The following is a 22,258-nucleotide window of genomic DNA, read 5'->3' on the forward strand; positions in this document are numbered from 1 at the left end:
CGCAAACCTAGTCGTCGTACGTCCACGGGCGATATGCTTTCGCCGTTACAGCTTCACCTTGTCTGCCAATACTAAAAATTAACGAGAGATCCTCTATATGAGTGACGCCCTTGCAGTGGCCGGCGGCGCAAAATCTGCGTTTCTGTCCAAGGAGCGCATCATTGCCGCTCCCGGCTTCAACCGTTGGCTAGTGCCGCCTGCCGCACTCGCCATCCACCTGTGTATCGGTATGGCCTACGGTTTTTCCGTGTTCTGGCTGCCGTTGTCCAAAGCCATTGGTATTAGCGCGCCGGTCGCGTGTGGTGCCGATCTTGGCTTCCTCCAGCAAGTATTTGCCGCCGATTGCGATTGGCCCATCTCCATGCTGGGCTGGCTGTACACCTTGTTCTTCGTATTTCTCGGTTGCTCGGCTGCCATTTTCGGTGGCTGGCTGGAACATGCCGGCCCGCGTAAGGCGGGTGTGGTTTCGGCCGTGTTCTGGTGCGGCGGTCTGCTGATTTCGGCGCTCGGTGTGTATACCCACCAGATCTGGCTGATGTGGCTGGGCTCCGGGGTTATCGGCGGTATCGGCCTGGGCCTGGGTTATATCTCACCTGTGTCGACGCTGGTGAAGTGGTTCCCGGACAAGCGTGGTATGGCCACCGGTATGGCTATTATGGGCTTTGGTGGTGGCGCCATGGTGGGCGCGCCGCTGGCCGCTCAACTGATGAGCCATTTCGCCAGCGCCGAGAGTGTTGGCGTGTGGCAGACCTTCGTGGTGATGGCCGTTATCTACTTCATCTTTATGATGGGTGGCGCGCTCGCTTACCGCGTGCCGCCAACCGGCTGGAAGCCTGAGGGCTGGACGCCGCCGGTGAAGAAGGTCAACAACGAAATGATCACCAAGGGCCATGTACACGTCAGCAAGGCGTGGAAAACCCCGCAGTTCTGGCTGGTGTGGGCGGTGTTGTGCCTGAACGTGTCGGCCGGTATCGGCATTATCGGCATGGCTTCGCCGCTGCTGCAGGAAGTGTTTGCCGGGCGTCTGATCGGCACGCACCAGAGCTTCGGCGAGCTGAGCCCTGAGCAACTGGCGCAGATCGCGATCATCGCGGCCGGCTTCACCGGTTTGCTGAGCCTGTTCAACATCGGTGGGCGTTTCTTCTGGTCGTCGTTCTCTGACTTGATCGGTCGCAAAACCACCTACTTCGTGTTCTTCGCCCTGGGCTTCGTGCTGTATGCCATGGTGCCGTGGACCGGCCACCTGGGTAGCGTGGCGCTGTTTGTGTTCAGCATCTGCCTGATTCTGTCCATGTACGGCGGCGGTTTCGCCACGGTGCCGGCTTACTTGGCGGACCTGTTCGGTACGCAGATGGTCGGCGCGATTCACGGTCGTCTGCTCACTGCCTGGGCATTCGCCGGCATCCTCGGCCCGGTATTGGTGAACTACATTCGCGAGTACCAACTGAGCGTGGGCGTGGCCAAGGCCGATGCGTACGACATCACCCTGTACATCCTCGCCGGCATGCTGGTGGTTGGCTTTATCTGCAACGCTCTGGTGAAGCCAGTGAATGCCAAGCACTTTATGACCGAGGCGGAGCTGGCGGCTGAGCGTGCCATTGGGCATGACACCGTGCTGAGCGCGGCCGATCTGGAGTGGACGGCTGATCCGAAGAGCAAGCCGTTGGTGGTCGTGGCTTGGTTAGCGGTTGGTATTCCTTTGGCATGGGGCATTTGGGTAACCCTCTTGAAGACGGTGGTTCTCTTCAGCTGAGCTAGCTAAACGCTGTAAAACAAAGCCGACGCAACGTCGGCTTTGTTGTTTCTCGGTCGAGGCTTTCAGAGCTAAAGCCAGGCCAGGCGCCCCGCAGCGTACTGGAGTACATGAGCATTAAAAGCGAGGACGCAACGCAGCATGGCCGACGACCCGGAAGCCGGCCTATAATGCACGCCCTTTTGCACAATGATTTCGTGGAGCTGGTGATGGCCGAACGTACGGCGACCGTCGAACGCAACACTCTGGAAACCCAGATCAAAGCGTCTATCAATCTGGATGGCACCGGCAAAGCACGCTTTGCCATTGGTGTGCCTTTTCTTGAGCACATGCTCGACCAGATTGCCCGCCACGGGCTGATCGACCTGGATATCGAAGCCGAAGGCGATCTGCATATCGACGACCACCACATGGTGGAAGACGTCGGTATCACCCTCGGCCAGGCCTTTGCCAAAGCAATTGGCGACAAGAAAGGCATCGTGCGTTACGGCCATTCCTATGTGCCGTTGGACGAAGCGCTGTCGCGCGTGGTCATCGACTTCTCCGGGCGCCCGGGCCTGCAAATGCATGTGCCCTATACCCGCGCCACCGTGGGCGGCTTCGATGTCGACCTGTTTCAGGAGTTTTTCCAGGGCTTTGTAAACCATGCCTTGGTGAGCCTGCATATCGACAACCTGCGTGGCTACAACACCCACCACCAGATCGAAACCGTGTTCAAGGCGTTCGGCCGTGCTCTGCGCATGGCGGTAACGCTGGATGAGCGTATGGCCGGGCAGATGCCGTCGACCAAGGGTTGCCTGTAATGCAAACGGTTGCAGTCATTGACTACGGCATGGGCAACCTGCACTCGGTGGCCAAGGCCCTTGAGCACGTAGGTGCCGGCCGGGTGCAGATCACCAGCGACGCTAATGTGATTCGCGAAGCCGACCGCGTGGTGTTCCCGGGCGTCGGTGCAATTCGCGATTGCATGGCTGAAATTCGTCGCCTGGGCTTTGATAGCCTGGTGCGTGAAGTCAGCCAGGATCGTCCCTTCCTCGGCATCTGCGTCGGCATGCAAGCCTTGCTCGACCGCAGCGAAGAAAACGGCGGCGTCGATTGCATCGGCCAATTCCCAGGCCAAGTGCGTTTCTTTGGCAAAGACCTGGTGGAAGAGGGCGAAGCCCTGAAAGTGCCGCACATGGGCTGGAACGAAGTGGCGCAAACCCTCGACCACCCGCTGTGGCACAGCATTCCGGATCTGGCGCGTTTCTACTTTGTGCACAGCTTCTATATAGAAGCGGCCAATGCCCGGCAGATCGCCGGCCGGGGGCACTACGGTGTCGACTTCGCCGCTGCCCTGGCCGACGGCTCGCGCTTTGCCGTGCAGTTCCACCCGGAAAAAAGCCACACCCACGGCCTGCAGCTGCTGCAGAACTTCGCCGCCTGGGATGGGCGCTGGTAATGAGCCGTAAGCCAAAGGCACCGAGCCTGAGCCTCGAGCCCGCGCAGGAAACTGCCGCAGTGGCCGTGCTCAAGCGCTTTCTGGAAGACCGCTTCGAGCTGGAGCTGGGCTCGTTTGAGGCCCAGGAAGTGCTCGAGGTCTTTACCCGCGAAGTGGCTCCGCTGTTTTACAACAAGGCAATTGCCGATGTGCAGGCGCACCTGGCTGACAGGTTCATGAGCATCGAAAGCGACTTGTGGGCACTCGAAAAGAGCTGACCCTTTTCCCGAATTCCAAGACTTGAGCAGGTTCAACCGATGCTGATTATCCCCGCTATCGACCTTAAAGACGGTGCCTGCGTGCGCTTGCGCCAGGGCCGCATGGAAGATTCCACGGTGTTCTCCGATGACCCGGTGAGCATGGCCGCGAAATGGGTTGAGGGCGGCTGCCGCCGTCTGCATCTGGTCGACCTCAACGGCGCCTTCGAAGGCCAGCCGGTCAATGGCGAGGTGGTGACCGCCATCGCCAAGCGCTACCCGCACCTGCCGATCCAGATCGGCGGCGGCATCCGTTCGCTGGAGACCATCGAGCACTACGTCAAAGCTGGCGTGAGCTACGTGATCATCGGCACCAAGGCCGTCAAGCAGCCTGAGTTCGTAGCTGAGGCCTGCAAGGCCTTCCCGGGCAAAGTGATCGTGGGCCTGGACGCAAAAGACGGTTTCGTCGCGACCGACGGCTGGGCCGAAGTCAGCACCGTGCAGGTAATCGACCTGGCCAAGCGGTTTGAGGCCGACGGTGTGTCTGCCATCGTTTATACCGACATCGCCAAAGACGGCATGATGCAAGGCTGCAACGTGCCCTTCACCGCTGCGCTGGCGGCGGCCACCAGGATTCCGGTGATCGCTTCTGGCGGCATTCACAACCTGGGCGATATCAAGGCGCTGCTGGACGCTAAAGCGCCCGGCATTATCGGCGCCATCACCGGCCGGGCGATTTACGAAGGTACTCTGGACGTTGCTGAAGCTCAGGCTTACTGCGACGCCTACAACGGCTGAGGACTGACCCATGGCGCTGGCCAAACGCATCATCCCTTGCCTGGACGTCGACAATGGCCGCGTGGTCAAGGGTGTCAAATTCGAGAACATCCGTGATGCCGGTGACCCGGTGGAAATCGCTCGCCGCTATGACGAGCAGGGTGCCGATGAAATTACGTTTCTCGACATCACCGCCAGCGTCGATGGCCGCGACACCACCCTGCATACGGTGGAGCGCATGGCCAGTCAGGTATTTATTCCGCTGACCGTCGGCGGCGGTGTGCGCACCGTGCAGGACATCCGCAACCTGCTCAACGCCGGTGCCGACAAGGTGTCGATCAACACTGCTGCCGTGTTCAACCCCGAGTTCGTTGGCGAAGCCGCCTCGCGGTTTGGCGCGCAGTGCATCGTGGTGGCTATCGATGCCAAGAAGGTCTCGCTGCCGGGCGAAACCCCGCGCTGGGAAATCTTCACCCACGGCGGGCGTAAACCCACAGGGCTCGACGCCGTGTTGTGGGCGAAAAAAATGGAAGACCTCGGTGCCGGGGAAATCCTGCTGACCAGCATGGACCAGGACGGCATGAAAAACGGTTTTGACCTGGGCGTTACCCGCGCCATCAGCGAAACCGTGGGCATACCGGTCATCGCCTCTGGCGGTGTGGGCAATCTGCAGCACCTGGCGGACGGTATTCTCGAAGGCAAGGCCTCGGCAGTATTGGCGGCCAGTATTTTCCACTTTGGCGAATTCACCGTGCCAGAGGCAAAGGCTTATATGGCAAGCCGGGGCATTGTGGTGCGTTGATCAAGTGGGCGGTGGGGGGGCGCAATGCACCCTGCCGTCGAGACGCCCAGCGGTATTGCAAACCACTAATTACGCGCCTTTACTCCTTTTAATCCCTCCTTTGTTTGTCCGATTTGCCAGCCGAATGGTTATAGCTAAAATGGCTTTCTGCCAGCATGCTAAGCTGCGTGGCATAAAAGCGTTGTCAAAGATTTGACCGCTCGGCGGCAAGTACTAAAAACAATCTCTTGAGCCCTCAAGGTTTCAAGATATTTGCCGTCACTTTGCAAACGGAATTCTCTTCTTCGCAGCGGCCTGCCATGACGGCAAAGGCTGTGGCGATTCACCTGTGTAGGTACAAATACGATGAGCAGCATCTTTACCGGTTTGACCACTACTCAAGTTGCTGCCTTGTCTACTACCGTCATTTCGACGCTTACCACGGACGATATCGCCGGGTTAAGTACCGCACAGTTGGCTGCGTTTACTGTCACTCAGATCAAGGTGCTGTCTACCGACAGCATTCAGGCTTTCGATGTTGGCCAGGTGCGCGCCATCGAGGTGGTAGACCTCGCCGCCATGGGCTCGGCCCAGATCGCCGCATTCGATGCCACCCAGACGGCAGCCCTGTCCACCGGGCAAATTGTCGGTCTGACCACCTCCCAGGTTGCAGCCCTTACCACTGATCAGATTCAGGCGCTGACCACGACCCAAGTGCAAAGCATGGAGGTCGCGGACGTCGGTGCCCTTGGCACTGCCCAGGTCCAGGCACTCAGCGCCGCTCAGATCGGCGTGCTTTCTGCTAATCAGGTCAAGGCCATGGCCGCTGATCGCATTGCGGCTATTGATGCGGCGGACGTTGCATCGCTCAGCACCACGGCGATCCAGGCGCTTACTGGTACTCAGGTTGCGGCTTTGACTGCTGCGCAAGTTACCGCGCTGACGGGCACCCAGGTTCAGGCGCTAACCACCGCGCAGATCCCGAGCCTGACGGCTAATCAGGTTTCGGCAATCGATGCCTCAGACCTGGCACTTATCGGCACTGCTGCGGTGAAGGCGTTGACGGCGTCCCAGGTGGCCGCGCTTACCACTGATCAGGTCGCGGGTCTGAGTACCCTGCAACTGCGCGCCTTGGATACTGTCGACATCGCGGCAATGACCACCGCGCAGGTTCAGGCTCTGGACGCCGGGCAGATCGGTGCGCTGACCACTGCGCAAGTCAAGGCGCTGCCTGCCGACCGTATCGCCGCTATTGATGCTGCAGACATTTCCTCGCTGAGCACGGCGGTTATTCAGGCGCTGGGCACGAACCAGGTGGCCGCATTGACCGCCGCCCAGGTGACGGCGCTGACAGGCGCGCAGGTTCAAGCGCTGACCGTTACCCAGATCCCAAGCCTCACTACTGCCCAGATCACCGCTATAGACGCTGGCGATCTAGTTGGCCTCAGCAGCGCCGCGATCAAAGCCCTGACCACCGCCCAGGTTTCTTCGCTGAGCACTGCCCAGGTTGCCGCCCTGACTACCGCGCAGATTGCTGCAATGGACGCGGTGGACGTTGCTGCATTGACCACCGCGCAAATTGTCGCGCTGGACGGTTCGCAGGTTGGCGCCCTGACCGGCGCCCAGGTTGCCGCGCTGCCCACTGCCAAGCTGGCTGCCATTGAGGCGGCTGATATCGCTTCGCTGTCCACTGCCGCCGTCGCGTTTTTGACTGCCAACCAGTTGTCCAGCCTCAGCACCGCGCAAATCGATGCCTTGACCACGCTGCAGTTCAGCAAATTGAGCGCTACCCAACTGGCCGGCCTGACCATTGCCCAAGTTCAGGCATTGGACGTTGCCGACCTCGCTGCGCTGTCCACTGCCAGCATCCCCGGCTTCACTCCTGCGCAGATCCAGGCGCTGAGCACCGCGCAGGTCCAGGCGTTTACCACGGCGCAGATTCAGCGTTTGGAAACCACTGACCTTAAAAGCCTCGGCACTGCGCAAGTGGTTGCCCTGACCAGCGACCAGGTGGGTGCGCTGACGGCTACTCAGGTGGCTGCCCTGGGTACCGCCCAGCTTCAGGCTATCGAAGTGGCCGATGTGCCGTCCTTGAGCGTTGGGGCTGTCGGCTCGCTGTCTGCGACGCAGATGACCAAGCTGACTACAGACCAGGTAGCCGCGCTGACCACCGCCCAGGTGGCAGTATTGAAGGTTACCCAGCTGGCTGCACTCACTACCTCGCAGATCCAGGCGCTGGGTAGCGACATCTCGGCTGTGTTGCCGGCCAATATCATCGCCCTGACCACTGCTCAGGCGCAGGCGCTGACCACCGATCAGATTCAGGTGCTGACCCCCTCGCAGGTCTCTCTGCTATCGGTCGCCGACGTCAAAGTGCTTACTGCGGCGCAAATCGCTGCCATGAGTGCCAGTCAGATCGGTGCGCTGACGGCACTGCAATTCCAGGGCCTCACTGCGGCCCAGATCGCCGCCATTGACCCGGCGGAACTCGCGGCGTTGTCCACCGCCGCCATCGCGGGGATGAGCACCGTTCAGGTGCGTGCGCTCAATACCGACCAGTTGGAAGCGTTGACTACCGCGCAGGCTGCTGCGCTGACGTCGGCGCAGGTTGGTGCGTTGCTGCCGGCCAATATCGCAGTGCTCGAAACCCAGGATTTTGCGGCCATTAATGTTGCCGCTATCAAGGGCCTGACCGCTGCTCAAGTGCAGAACTTGACGGCCGACCAGATCACCGCGCTGACATCGGCCCAGATCCGGGCTATGGATGCGGTCGACGTAGCCGCCCTCAGCACTGCCAGCATTGCTGCGCTGAGCCCGTCGCAGATTGGCGCACTGACTCCAGCGCAGATCGCTGCTCTGACAACTGCGCAGATCCAGGCCATTGAAGTGGTCGATTTGCCGACCATTGCTTCGGCCACCATCGCCGGCCTCACTACGGCCCAAGTGCGTGCCTTGAGTACTGATCAGGTGGCCGTGCTGACCACTGCCCAGGCGGCGGCACTGAAAGCCCCACAGATCGCGGCGTTGAGCACCGAGCAACTGACCGCGCTGACAGACGCGGACGTAGCCGCCTTGTCGAGTGCGGCCATCGCGGGCCTGACCTCTGCGCAGGTTGGCGCGCTGACCAACAGCCAAATGCATGCCCTTACCACTGCCCAAATCGCCAGCTTCGAGGTCGCTGACGTCAAGGCGCTGGATATCTCGCTGCTGAGTTCGACACAGGTTGCTGCCATTTCGGCAGCTCAGATTGCCGGATTGAGCACGGCCCAGATCCGGGCTCTGGACGCTGATGTCGCGGTGTTGTCCAGCGCCAGCATCAAAGCCCTGAGTTTCGCCCAGGTTGGGGCCTTGTCCAGCGATCAGATCGCTGCCCTGACCACTGCCCAGGTTGCCGCAATCGACGCGGCTGACCTCAAAGCATTGTCCACTGTGCAAGTTACCGCGCTGACCCAGGCCCAGGCCGCCGCGCTCAGCTCTGCGCAGCTCGGTGCGCTGGCCGTCAACCAATTGCAGGGCTTGGAAACCGAAGACCTGGCGGTACTGACCACTGCCGCCGTCAAAGGGCTGACCACTGCGCAAATGGCCGGGTTGACCACGGCGCAAGTCGAGGCCCTGACCGTGGCTCAAGCCGCAGCCCTGAGCAGCGCTCAGGTTGGCGCTTTGACTACCGCCCAGGTTGTATCGATTGAAACGCGAGATCTGGCGGCATTGTCGACTGCCGCTATCGCTGCCATGAGCAGCAAGCAGATCGGCGCGCTCACCGTTCCTCAAGTGCAGGCGCTGAGCACTAACCAGATCCGTGCCATCGAAACCGTTGACTTACTGGCACTGACTTCTCAGCAAGTTGGCGCTTTGACCGCCTCCCAGGTCGCCGCGCTGACCATCCCGCAATTGGTGGCGATGACTACCGCGCAGATCGCCGCACTTTCGTCGGACTTGAGCGAAGAGCAGGAAGTTGCCCGCACCATCGGCTCGTTGACGCCTGCCCAGGTCAAAACGCTGACCACCGCGCAGATTGCTGCCTGGAGCACTTCACATATCGCGGCGCTGAGCTCTGCACAAGTGGCGGCTATGTCTTCTGCGCAAATTCGCGCGTTCGAAACCGAAGACGTGCCGTCCTTGTCCGCCAGTGTGATCAGCGGGTTGACCACCGCTCAGGTGAGCAAACTGACGACCGCCCAAGTCGCCGCGCTGACTACTGGTCAGGTAGCTGCCATCGAGGTCGCAGATGTTAAGGTCTTGACCACGGCGCAACTGGTTGCGCTGTCCACCGAGCAGGCTGCTGCGCTGAGCTCTGCTCAAGTGGCGGCCCTCAGCACCGCGCAGATTCGTTCGCTTGAGGCCGCTGATCTGGCGGCACTGGATGTGGATGCGGTAGGAAAACTGAGCGTCGGTCAGATCGCCGCCTTGCGTACAGACCAGGTTAGCGCGCTCACCACCGCCCAGGTCGAAGCCCTTAACAGCGCACAAGTCAAAGCGCTGACCACCGCTCAAATGCAGGTGTTGAGTGCCGACCAACTGGCGGCGTTGGGCACCTCGCTTATTGCTGCACTTGAAACCGCTGACGTAGCGGCCCTGAGCACCAGCCAGGTGGCAGAGCTGTCTACCGGCCAGGTGCGGATGCTGACCGTGGCGCAAATCGGGGCCATGAGCAGCAAGCAAATCGCGGCGTTGGACAGTGCGCAAGTGGCCGCGCTGACCACCGCTCAAATTGTTGCCCTGGGTACTGATGACGTCAAAGCACTGGGCACCGCCCAATTGGCGGCCCTGAACACCGCCCAGGTGCGCGCTCTGGAAGCGGCAGACATTGCTGCCCTCACCAGCGCCCATTTTGTTGCCTTGAAAACCGAGCAATTGGCCGCGCTGAGCAGCGAGCAGATTCGCGCCATTGAAACTGCCGACCTGCGCCAGCTCTCGACCGAGCAGATTGCCAGCTTAAGCTCGGCCCAGGTTGCAGCGCTGACGACCGACCAGGTTTCCAAACTGCTGACCAGCCAGATCGCCGCCCTGGAAACCCAGGACCTGGTAGCGCTGTCGACCGCCGCTATCGTCGCCTTGACCAATACCCAGGTTGCGGCACTGACCACCGATCAGGTAGCCGCGTTGACCGTGGCGCAAATCAAGGCGTTGCAAACCGCAGACCTGGCATCGATGGATGCCGACCAGATTGCTGCGCTGACTACCCTGCAAATGACCGCCCTGAGCACCGCCCAGGTGGCCGGCCTGACCCCTGAACAGGTCGCTGCACTGCAAACCGAAGACCTGGTCAAGCTGTCGACCCTGGCGATCAAGGCGTTGACCTCGGCTCAGGTGGCCGAATTGACCACCGCTCAATTGGCCGCCTTGAGCTCGGCGCAGCTGAGTGCGATGGACACGGCAGACCTGCGCGTATTGAGCAACGAGCAGATTGCCGCCCTGACTGCCTCGCAAGTAGGTGCCCTGAGCACCGCGCAACTGGCCAGCCTGACTACCACGCAGATTTCTGCGCTGGAAACCGATGATGTCGTGGCCTTGAGCACCGCCAGTATCAAAGCGCTGAGCACCGCGCAAATCGTGGCCCTCAACGAAGACCAACTGGTCGCCCTGAGCACGGCGCAAGTCGCTGCATTGACCTCGGCGCAGGTTCGCGCGCTGACGGTCAACCAATTGGCCGTGCTGGAACCGGCCGATCTGGCGGCGTTGTCCTCCGCTAATATCGCCGCCTTGCTCAGCAGCCAATTGCAAGCGCTGAGCCCGGAACAGATTGTTGCCCTGAGCAGCGCTCAACTGGTGGCGCTGAGCACGGCGCAAATCGGCTTGCTGGGTACCGAGCAGGTAGCAGCCATCGAGGCTGTTGATCTGGTGAAATTGTCGACGGCGGCCATCAAGGCGCTCAGCTCCGATCAGGTTGCCGCGCTGACCAGCAGCCAGATCGGCGCGCTGTCCACGCAGCAGATCGCCGCGCTGGATACTGTAGACGTGGCCGTGTTGGGCCAGGAACAACTGATGGCACTGGGCAGTGACCAGGTGCGTGCGCTCACCACCGCGCAAGTAGTGGCGTTGACCAGCGACCAGGTGGCTGCCCTGTCGGCCGAACAGATTGAGGTGCTGACCACTGCACAACTGCGTGCATTGGAAAGTGCTGACCTGCGCGCGCTGACGACCGATCAGATTCTGGCGCTGACCTCGTCTCAGGTTGCCAGTTTGAGCACCACGCAAATTGCCGCGCTGACTTCCGATCAGGTGGCCGCGCTGGAGCTCGAGGACATTGGCGTTCTCACCACTGCCAGCATCAAGGCGCTGGACAGCGCTCAGGTAAATGCCCTGACTACCGACCAGGTGGCCGCGCTGAGCACCGCGCAAGTGGCCGCATTGGACGCCAGCGATGTGGGCGCCATGACTACCGCGCAGATCGTGGCCCTGACCGACGTTCAGGTGGCTGCACTCAGTTCAGCGCAATTGGCTGCACTGGGCACTGATCAGATCCAGGCGATCGAAACCGACGACCTGCAACAGCTTTCCACCACCGCTATCCGTGGCTTGAGCACGGAGCAGACTGCTGCCCTGACCACTGATCAGGTACAGGCCCTGACGGGCACCCAGCTGGCGGCGCTGACCACCGCGCAAGTGGCCAGCTTGACCACCGAGCAGATTCAGGCGGTGAATGCCGAAGAGCTGACGCTGCTCGGTACTGCGCAGATCGTGGCGCTCACCAGCGACCAGGTGAAAGCCCTGAGCACTGAACAGGTTGCAAGCCTGAGTTCGGCCCAGGTGGCCGTACTGGAAACCGCAGATATTCTGGCGCTGACCACGCAGCAGATTGCTGCCCTGACCGAAGACCAGGTTGGCGCGCTCAAATCCGCGCAACTGGCTGCCCTGACCACCACGCAAATTCAGGCGCTGGAAGTTCAAGACTTGGCAGCACTGTCGAGTGCGGCCATTGCTGGGCTGAGTACTGAGCAGGTGCAGGCGCTGACCACCGCACAGATTGCGGCGTTGACTGAAAACCAGGTTCCGGCGCTGACTTCCGCCCAGATCGCTGTGCTGGATACCGCGCAGATTGCGGCCTTTGAAGTGGCGGACCTCACCGCATTGTCTTCGGCTACCATCGCTGGCCTTACCACTACCCAGGTAAGTGCGTTCAACACCGCGCAAATCGCGGCGCTGACCTCTGACCAGCTCTCTGCCTTGAGCACTGACGACATGGCGGTGCTGAGCACGGAGCAGATCGTCGCCCTGACTCAGGCGCAAGTTCGTGGCTTGACCGCTGCCCAGATTGCCGCTTTGAGCCCGAGCCAACTGGCGGCCATGGAAAGTGTTGACGTGGCCAAGCTGGCCACCGCCAGCGTTGCTGCACTGTCGTCGGATCAGATCGCCGCGTTGTCGGTTGATCAGGTTGCTGCCTTGACCGTGGCCCAGGTGGCCGCACTGAGCACCGCTGGGCTTGAGGGCTTGAGCGCCGCGCAGATCGTCGGCCTGTCGAGCACCCAAGTGGCTGCGCTGACCGTGGTGCAGGTCGCCGCTCTCAGCACCGCACAGGTTCAAGCGCTGGAGGCCGCCGATATCGCGGTCTTGAGCAATACCCGCGTGGCGGCCCTGACCACCGAACAGATTCAGTCGCTGACCCAAGGGCAGCTGGAAGCCCTGAGCACTGCCCAGATCAAAGCCTTGGAAACCGAGGACGTGGCGGCGCTGAGCACGGCTCAGTTCGTTGGCCTGAACTCTGCGCAGATTGCTGCATTGACCACCGCCCAGGTGGCGGCGCTGACCACCGCGCAAGCGCGTGCGCTCACCGAAGACCAGATCAGGGCGCTGTTGACCAATCAGATTGCCGCCCTGGAAACCGAGGACCTGGTGGCCTTGACCACCGACCAGCTGGCATTGCTCAGCACCTTGCAAGTGGCTGCGTTGAAGGCTGCACAAATTGCCGCACTGACCACCGCTCAGGTGGTCGGGCTGGAAGCCGGTGATGTGGCTGCCTTGACCACTGCGCAGATCGTTGCGCTGACCACCGCGCAAGCGGCGGCGCTGACCATCGATCAAGTGCAGGCGTTGCAGACTGCGCAGATCAAAGCGATGGAAACCGCTGATCTGGCCTCGCTGGCCAGTGACCGCATCGCGGCCCTGTTGACCGCGCAAGTGGAAGCCCTGAGCACCGCGCAAATCGTTGCCCTCACCAGTGGCCAGGTACAAGCCCTGACCGTCGATCAGGTGGGTGCGCTGACCACCGCGCAAGTACGCGCACTGGAAACGGCCGACCTGGCGGCAATGAGCACCGAGCAAGTCGCAGCGCTGACCCAGAACCAGATTGGTGCGCTGAGCACCGCACAGGTTGTTGCGCTGACCACCGCCCAGATTGAAGCCATTGAAGTGGCCGACCTGGCGGGCCTGACAAGCGCCCAGTTGCAAGCCTTGCAGACCGAAGACCTGGCCGCCCTGACCGGCGCTCAGATTGTCGGCTTGAGCACCACACAACTGGCGGCACTGAGCACCTTGCAGGTGGCCGCATTGGGTAGCCATCAGATTGCCGCGCTCACCGATACGCAGGTCAAGTCCCTGGCCACTGCGCAGATCCGCGCCATTGAAACGGCCGATCTGCAAGCCTTGACCACCGCCCAGGTACAAGCCCTGACTACCGCCCAGGTGGTGGCCTTGAGCACCGCGCAGGTCGCCAGCCTTACCCAAACGCAGATTTCTGCACTGGAAAGTGCCGACCTGCGGGCCCTGACCACCGCGCAGATCGTTGCGTTGACCACCGCCCAGATTCAGGCGCTGACCACCGCACAGATCATCAAGCTGACCAGCACCCAGATTGCGGCGCTGGAAACTGCCGATTTGGCCGCTCTCAGCCAGGAGCAAGTGCTCGCGCTCAGTGGCTCGCAGCCGACGGCGCTGACCACCGCGCAAATCGCCAGTTTGCCGACTAGCCAGATTGCGTCTCTGCAAACGGCTGACCTGGTCAACCTGACCACAGCGCAGATCGTCGCGCTGACCACTGCACAGATGCAGGCACTGACGCTGGAGCAAATCCCGGCGCTGACCATCAACCAGGTCAAAGCGCTGGAAACTGCTGACTTGGCGGCACTGAGCCCAGAACAGATTGCCAGTCTGACTGCCGGCCAGGTGGCCGCGCTTAGCACCGGGCAGATTGTGGCGTTGACCAGCGCCCAGGTGGCTGCGCTGGAATTGGCAGACCTGGCGGCATTGAGCAGCGCGCAAATTCGCGCGCTGGAAACCGCCGACCTGACGGCGCTGACCGAAGGGCAGATCATTGGCTTGAGCACCGCTCAGGTGCAGGCGCTGACCACCGCACAAGTGGCCAGCCTCACCACCGGGCAGATTGCTGCGCTGGAAACCAACGACCTGCGCGCCCTGACCACCGAGCAGATCATTGCTCTGACCTCCAGTCAGCTGCAGGCGCTCAGCCCGGCCCAGGTGTCGGCGCTGCATACCGCTCAGGTTCGTGTGATCGAAACCGCTGACCTGACGGCCTTCAGCGCTGAACAGTTGGTGGCCTTGACCACCGCTCAGGTTCAGGCACTGACCACGGCGCAGCTCGTCGCACTGACCACCGCGCAGGTTCGCGCGCTGGCGCTGGATGACCTGCAGGCACTGACCACCGCACAGATCGTGGCGCTGGAAACCGCAGACGTGGCGGCGCTCACCACCGAGCAGATCGAAGCGCTGACCACTGCGCAGATTCAAGCCCTCAACAGTGCACAGCTGCGCGCGCTGACCACCGAGCAAGTGGCCGCTCTTGAAACCGCCGATGTGGCGGCACTGACAGCGAGCCAGATCAGCAAGATGGAAACGGCGGATATCGCCGCGCTGCAAGCTGTACAAATCGCAGCGCTGACAACTGCTCAGGCGGCGGCGCTGACCACCGCGCAGATTGCCGCGCTGACCAGCGACCAGTTGGCAGCGATGCGTACCATCGACCTGGCAGCCCTGAGCACGGCACAAATCCGTGCGCTGGATGCCGCCGACCTGACCGCGTTGACCGCTGACCAACTGGTTGGCCTGCGTTCTGACCAAGTGGCCGCGCTGACTACCGCGCAGATCGCAGCCCTGGCGCCAACGCAGGTTGCAGCAATGGAAACGGCCGACCTGGTGGCCCTGGGCACCGCGCAGATTGTGGCGCTAAGCTCGGCCCAACTGGCGGCATTGAGCAGTGTGCAACTGCGTTCGTTGACGGCTGCGCAAGTCAAAGCCATCGAGACGGCCGACCTGGCTGCACTCAGTGCGACTCAACTGAGCAAGATGAAGTCTGACCAGATCCAGGCGCTGACCACCGCTCAGTTGGTGGCCCTGACCACGGCGCAGGTCGAAGCCCTGACAACCTCGCAGATCGCGTCGCTGACCAGCAACCAGATCCAGGCGCTGGAAACCGCTGACCTCGCTGCGCTGACAGCTGCCCAGGTAATAGCGCTGACGACCGCGCAAGCCTCGGCACTGACTGCTGCTCAACTGACCAACCTGACCCTTGATCAGATCGCCGCACTGGAAACCGCGGACTTGGCGGCAATCGGTACGCTGATCATTCCGAGCCTGACCACTGCGCAGATCGGTGCGCTCAGCAACGCACAAGTGGCCGCGCTGACCACTGCCCAGATCGCCGCCATGGAAACGGCAGATCTGGCCGCATTGTCGGTTGATCAAGTTGTCGCGATGAGTTCCGCTCAGGTAGCGGCGCTGACCACCGCGCAACTGGCGAACCTGACCACCGCGCAGATCGAAGTGCTGGAGATCGCTGACATCCGCGCCTTGAGCGATGCCCAGGTGGCCGCGCTCACCGGTGCTCAGGTGCAAGCCTTGACCCAGGCACAGGTAGCCGCGCTGAGCACCACGCAGATCCGTGCGCTGGAAACGGCTGACTTCGCCCTGCTGACCAGCGACCAACTGGCCGCATTGACCACTGCTCAGGTGCAGGCGTTGACCTCGGCGCAGATAATCGCCCTGACCACCGCGCAGGTGTCGGCGCTGGAAGCCGCCGATATTGCCGTGCTGACCAGCAGCCAATTGATCGCTCTGGAAACCGCCGACCTCGCCGCGCTTACGGCCGAGCAAGTGGCAGCCTTGACGACTGCGCAGGTAGGCAAGCTAAGCACCGCGCAAGTGCAGGCGCTGACCACTTCGCAGATTGCGGCCCTGGAAACCGCCGACCTCTCGGCCCTCACCAATGCCCAATTGCAAGTACTCAGCACTGCCCAGGTGCGTGCCCTTAGCGTCGAGCAGATCGGCGCGCTGAGCACGGCGCAGGTGCATGCCTTGTCGACCGCCAGCATCAACGCCTTGAGCACTGCTCAGGTGGTGGCGCTGACGGGCGCCCAGGTCGCTGGCTTGAGCACCGCCCAGGTGGTTGCACTGACCACCGCTCAGGTCGCCGCGCTGGAAACGGCCGATCTGGCCGGTATGACCACAGCACAGATTCGTGTGCTGCCGACCGCCGATGTGGCCGCTCTGACAGCCTCGCAAGTGGCGGCATTGACGACCTTGCAAGCGGGCGCACTGACCACCGAGCAAGTCGCCGCGCTGACCACCGCGCAGGTACAAGCGTTGGAAACCGTCGACCTGGCGGCGTTGAGCAGTACTCAGATCGTTGCCCTGAGCACCGACCAGGTGCGTGCCTTGACGGCCGATCAGATCAGCGCGTTGACCAGCGCCCAGGTACGTGCACTGGAGACCGCCGATATTGCGGCCCTGAGCACCGAGCAAGTGGCCGCACTGACCACGCTGCAAGCAGCTGCGCTGACCACCGCCCAGATCGTGGCGCTGAGCACTGCCCAGGTGGCTTCGTTGGAAGCGGTTGATCTGGCGAAACTGAGCTCCACGCAGATTCGCGCGCTGGAAACCGCCGACATCGCCGCCCTGACCGCAGGCCAGGTAGCGGCATTGACCACGGCCCAGGTCGCGGCTCTGACCACCGCGCAAGTAGTGGCACTGACCACGTCCCAGGTTGAACAGTTGTCGGTCGGTCAGGTAGCCGCGCTGACCACTGCCCAGGTCGCCGCGATGGAAGCGGCCGATGTTGCCGCGTTGTCCGACGTGCAACTGGTGGCCTTGACCACGGCTCAGGCAGCCTCGCTGACAGCCGCCCAGGTGGCAGCATTGACCCCCGACCAGATAGCGGCCATGCAGACGGCGGACTTCGCTTCGCTGTCTACCGCCGCAGTCGTCGGCTTGACCACTGCGCAAGTGGCCAACCTGACGCTGGCACAAGTCGCGGCCTTGACCACGGCGCAGATCGTCGCCATGGAAGTGGCCGACTTCGCTTCCTTGACGCCAGAGCAACTGGCCGAACTCAGCGATGCGCAAGCCAATGCCCTCAGCACGGCGCAAAACGCGGCGTTGAGTGGTGAGCAGTTGGCTGCGTTGAGCCCGGATGCCCTTAGCTCGGTAGACCTGGAATTCCTCGCCACGGCTGATGTTGCCTCCATGACCACCGCGCAGATTGCGGCATTGACTACCCGTCAAATCCACATTCTGGAAACCGATGATCTGGCCGCCCTGACCACCACTCAGGTGCAAGCGCTGACGACCGAGCAAGTGGTTGCCTTGACCACCGCGCAGGTCGCTATCCTGACCACCGCACAAATTGCCGCGCTGGAAGTGGGCGATTTCACCAGCCTGAGCAACGCTCAACTGGTGGCCCTGACCACGGCCCAGGCTGCGGCCCTGACGGGCGCACAACTGGCAGCACTGACCACCGCCCAGCTGCGTTCGCTGGAAGTGGCCGACCTGGCCGCCCTGAGTGCAGCGCGCATTGCGGGCCTCAGCACCGAGCAGATTGCCTCCCTGAGCGTGGCGCAGCTGCAAGGTTTGAGCACCGCGCAAGTGTCTGCTCTGACCGACGCGCAGATTCGCGCCCTGACCACGGCACAGTTCCGCGCCATGGAAACCCAGGACCTGGCCGCACTGACCGGTACGCAAGTTGAGGCGATCGAAACCGAAGACCTGCGTGCGTTGAGCAATGAGCAGATCGCGGCGCTGACCAGCACCCAGATCGCTGTGCTGAACACCGCGCAGATCACGGCATTGAGCACCGCGCAGATCAAAGCGTTGAGCACCCTTGATATTGCTGCGCTGACCGACACGCAACTGACCGCACTGACCAGTGCCCAGGTGCAGGCCCTGACCACGGCGCAGATTGTTGCGCTCACCCCGACGCAGCTCACCAACGGCTTCTCCGAAGCGCAGATCGCCAAGCTCACCACCGCACAGATCGAGGTGTTGACCAACGCCGACATCGCCGCGCTGAGCGAGGATCAGGTGGCGGCATTGACCACCGCGCAGACAGCCGCGCTGAGCACCGCTCAGTTCGTTAACCTGTCGGCGGTGCAGATCGCTCGCCTGGGCGTTGCCAATATCCAGGCACTGAGCTCGGCGCAACTGATCGCCTTGACCACCCTCCAGGTCAAAGCGCTGGATGTGTCGCAGATCGGCGCGTTGAGCACGGCGCAGATCGCGCTGATGGAAACGGCGGATATTGCTGCACTGACCGTTAACCAGATCCAGCTGCTGTCCACGGCTCAGGCCGGCGCCTTGACCGTGGCGCAAGTGCAAGCACTGACCACTTCGCAGATTGCGGCGCTGGAAGGCTCGGCGCTGGCGGCTCTGTCCACCACTGCCATTCCACAACTGAGCACGGCGCAAGTAGCAGCCATTGACCAGAACCGCATCGGCTCGCTGACCACCGCACAGATCCGTGCGATGGAAACTGCTGATGTGGCAGTGCTCACGACTGCCCAGCTGTCCGGGCTGCAATTGGCCCAGGTTGCTGCGCTGACCACCGATCAGGTCGTGGCCTTGACCACCGCACAAGTGCGCGCACTCAGCTTCGACCAGATTGCAGCGCTGACCACCGCCCAGGTGGCGGCGCTGGAAATTGTCGACCTGCAAGCGCTGACCACCGATCAGGTGGCAAGCATGGAGGCCGCCGATGTGGCCGCGCTGACCGGTGCCCAGGTTATTGCCCTGACCAGCGATCAAGTGAAAGTGCTGACCGCCGAGCAGATCCAGGCGATGACCAAGGCGCAACTGGCGCAGATGGAAACCGCTGACCTGGCATTGCTCAGCACCAGCCAGATTCGTGCGATCGAATCGGGCGATCTGGCCGGGTTGACCACCGCGCAAGTGGTGGCCTTGACCACGGCGCAAGTGAATGCACTGACTACCGCTCAGGTTGTCGCGCTCACCACAGCCCAGGTGCAGGCACTGGAGACTGCCGACCTGGCAGCCATGACCACCGCACAGATTCGTGCGCTGGAAACCCGTGACCTGGCATTGTTGAATTCGGCTCAGATTGCCAGCCTGACCACCGAACAGGTGGCTGCGTTGACCACCGCGCAGATTGTTGCGCTGAGCACCGAGCAGTTCCCGTGGATTGAAACCGCCGACCTCGCTGCCTTTACCACAGCGCAGATCGCCGCCATTCAAACCCGTGACTTGGCACAGCTGACCACGGCGCAAGTCGTGGCGTTGACCACCGAGCAAGTGGCAGCGCTGACCTCGGTTCAACTGGGTGCACTGACAACCGCGCAGATTGCCAAGCTTGAGACAGCCGATCTGGTGGCGCTGACCACGGCCACGCTGGTAGGCCTCACCGCCGAGCAGGCAGCGGCGCTGACGACCGCGCAAGTGGCCGCCCTGCTTACCCAGCAACTGGCGGCGTTGAGCACCAACGACATCGCGGCGCTGACCACGGCGCAGGTTGTTGCGTTGACCACCGATCAGGTTAAGGCACTGAGCACCGCGCAAATCGTGGCCCTCACCAGCACCCAGGTGGCTGCGCTGGAAACCGCCGATCTGGTGGAACTCAGCACGGCGCAGATCGTTGCGCTGGAAACAGACGACATTGCCGCTCTTACCACCGCCCAGGTTGTTGCTTTGACCACCGAGCAGGCGGCTGCGATCAGCTCCGCGCAATTGGCGGCACTGAGCACTGCCCAATTGGTAAAACTGGAAACCGCTGATCTGGCCGCGCTGTCGGCAGCCAGCATTGCCGGTCTGACCACAGCCCAGGCGGCGGCACTGACCACCGCGCAAGTGGTGGCCTTGACCACAGCGCAATTGCAGGCCGTGGAAACCCGCGACCTCGCCGCCATGACCACGGCGCAGATCCAGGCGCTGACCAGCGACCAGTTCCAGGTGCTGACCGGTGCGCAGATCAAGGCCTTGACCAGCTCGCAAGTGCAGGCCATGGAAACCGCTGACCTGAAGGCGCTGACTACCGCGCAGATTCAGGCCATGGATGCCACCGATCTGGCACTGTTGACCACGTTGCAGATGGCGGCGCTGACCACCACGCAAGTCGAGGCGCTGACTACCGAGCAAGTGGGCAAGTTGACCACCGAACAGGTGTCCTCGCTCAGCACCGTGCAACTGCAGGCGCTGACGGCTTCGCAGATCGAAGCGTTGAAAGGGGCCAATGTCGCCGCGCTGACCACCGACCAGGTGGTGGCACTTACTGTGCCTCAGGTGCAGGCGCTGACGACTGCACAGATTGTCGCCATGACCAGCGAGCAGTTCGTGGCTCTTGAAGTGGGCGATCTGGCTAGCCTGAGCACCCAGCAAATCCAGGCCATCCAAGGTGGTGACCTGGCGGCGCTTACTACCGCACAGATCCAGGCGCTGACCACTGAGCAAGTGCATGCGCTGACCACCGCGCAGGTTGTAGCGCTGACGACTGAGCAGTTCCACGCCATGGAACTGGTTGACCTGGCGGCCATGAGCACCACCCAGATTCAGGCGGTGCAAATCTCCGATCTGGCCTCGCTCAGCACCGATCAGATTCAAGCGTTGACCACTGCTCAGGTGCGGGCTCTTACCGCCGCACAGATCTACGGTCTGACCACCGAGCAGGTGGCCGCGCTGGAAGTCGTTGACCTGCAGGCCTTGAGCACCGCGCAGATTCAGGCGATGCAAAACACCGATCTGGCTTCGCTGACAACTGTTCAGGTTGCCGCGCTCAGCACCGATCAGGTCGTGGCGCTGACCACTTCGCAGATCAAGGCGCTGACTACTACCCAGGTGGCGGCACTGACCTCGGCCCAGGTAGCGGCCATCGAGACTGCCGACATTGTGGCGATGACCTCCGCGCAGATTGGGGCGATCTCCTCGGCCCACTTCGCAGCGTTGACGACCGCCCAACTGGTGGCCATCGACGTGGCGGACATCGCCGCGTTGACTACCGACCAGTTGTCGACACTCGACTCCGTGCATATGGGCGCCTTTACCGGTTCGCAGATCGCCGCGATGACCGCCGAGCAACAGGCTGTGTTGGCCACTTCGCCGCTGGTGCTGGACCTCAATGGCGACGGTGTGAATACCCTGCACTGGGCTGCCAATACCCGCTTTGACATCGACGGTGATGGCGATCTCGACACCACCGGTTGGGTCGGCAAGGGCGATGGTTTGCTGGCGCTTGATCGTAACGGCGACGGCACGATCAACAACGGCAGCGAGCTGTTTGGTACCGCAACCACCCAAGCCGACGGCAGCAAGGCCAAGGACGGTTTCGCCGCCCTGGCCGCACTCGATAGCAACGGTGATGGCCGGATTGACGCCAGCGACACCGACTTTGCCGCCTTGCGCGTCTGGGTCGATGCGAACCAGGACGGGCAAAGCCAGGGCGGCGAGTTGTTCAGCCTGTCGTCGCTCGGCATTGCCAGCATCAACCTGGATGCAGCGAACACCAGCGATATGAATAACGGCAACTGGATCGGTTTGAGCGGCAGCTATGAAACCACTGACGGCGGCGTACACAGCATCGTCGATGCCTGGTTCCGCAATGCTGGCAGCGGCGATCAGACCATTGACCTGACGGCGGTGAATCCGCAGACGGTCAGTGAGCACAGCTTGAGCCGCATCGATCTGGGTGTTGCCGATGGTCATGCCAACACGCTGAAGGTCGACGCCGAGAGCATCAGCCAGTTTGGCCAGGTGGGCTTGGTTGATACCCACCTCGGAGCGTCGCACCCGGTGCAGTTGATCGTTAACGGTGATGCAAACGACAGCGTGCAGATTGCCGGCTCCGCTGATCAGTGGACAGCTGCCGGAAGTGTGCAGGTCGACGGCGCCAGCTACGACGTGTACAACGACGGTGATGTTCAACTGTTGGTTGCCAGCAACGTGCACACCAGCTTCTTCTCTTAAGAAGCGGGCAAATGCCAATCCCGGCGTCGCGTGAGCGGCACCGGGATTGGCACGTCTGCCGTTGCCCTTTTCCGATAAGGCCTGTGCATGCCTGTAAACCCGCTTGAAAGCCCCGACCTAGATGCTGCTTTGCTAAC

The 22,258-nt window shown here is 62.1% G+C and carries 7 protein-coding genes; all 7 read left to right on the forward strand.

The window, feature by feature from the left end; all coding sequences use genetic code 11:
* Positions 1 to 97 precede the first annotated feature (97 nt).
* The 7 genes from PKE98_RS15615 (at position 98) to PKE98_RS15645 (ending at position 22,121) form a co-directional block, all read left to right on the forward strand.
* A complete protein-coding gene (locus PKE98_RS15615) occupies positions 98 to 1,753 on the forward strand; it encodes an OFA family MFS transporter (protein ID WP_271196230.1) in 1,656 nt (551 codons plus the stop codon).
* Between the two features lie 209 nt (positions 1,754 to 1,962).
* The gene (hisB, locus tag PKE98_RS15620) at positions 1,963 to 2,556 is read left to right on the forward strand and encodes an imidazoleglycerol-phosphate dehydratase HisB (RefSeq protein ID WP_108096430.1); all 594 of its coding nucleotides are present in this window, start codon (positions 1,963 to 1,965) and stop codon (positions 2,554 to 2,556) included.
* Complete coding sequence (gene hisH, locus PKE98_RS15625) at positions 2,556 to 3,194, forward strand: imidazole glycerol phosphate synthase subunit HisH (RefSeq protein ID WP_271196231.1); 639 nt, start codon at positions 2,556 to 2,558, stop codon at positions 3,192 to 3,194. The genes hisB and hisH overlap by 1 nt, the downstream gene beginning before the upstream one ends.
* Positions 3,194 to 3,451 (forward strand): DUF2164 domain-containing protein, encoded by a 258-nt coding sequence (locus PKE98_RS15630; protein ID WP_271196232.1) that lies wholly within the window; start codon positions 3,194 to 3,196, stop codon positions 3,449 to 3,451. Before hisH ends, PKE98_RS15630 begins: the two co-directional genes overlap by 1 nt.
* A gap of 39 nt (positions 3,452 to 3,490) precedes the next feature.
* Complete coding sequence (hisA, locus tag PKE98_RS15635; RefSeq protein WP_271196233.1) at positions 3,491 to 4,228, forward strand: 1-(5-phosphoribosyl)-5-[(5-phosphoribosylamino)methylideneamino]imidazole-4-carboxamide isomerase; 738 nt, start codon at positions 3,491 to 3,493, stop codon at positions 4,226 to 4,228.
* Between the two features lie 10 nt (positions 4,229 to 4,238).
* The gene (hisF, locus tag PKE98_RS15640) at positions 4,239 to 5,009 is read left to right on the forward strand and encodes an imidazole glycerol phosphate synthase subunit HisF (RefSeq protein WP_271196234.1); all 771 of its coding nucleotides are present in this window, start codon (positions 4,239 to 4,241) and stop codon (positions 5,007 to 5,009) included.
* Positions 5,010 to 5,354: 345 nt separating this feature from the next.
* A complete protein-coding gene (locus PKE98_RS15645) occupies positions 5,355 to 22,121 on the forward strand; it encodes an SPM autocatalytic domain-containing protein (RefSeq protein ID WP_271196235.1) in 16,767 nt (5,588 codons plus the stop codon).
* Positions 22,122 to 22,258: the final 137 nt, after the last annotated feature.

It is taken from the genome of Pseudomonas turukhanskensis (genome assembly GCF_027922365.1).
Classification (GTDB): domain Bacteria; phylum Pseudomonadota; class Gammaproteobacteria; order Pseudomonadales; family Pseudomonadaceae; genus Aquipseudomonas; species Aquipseudomonas turukhanskensis.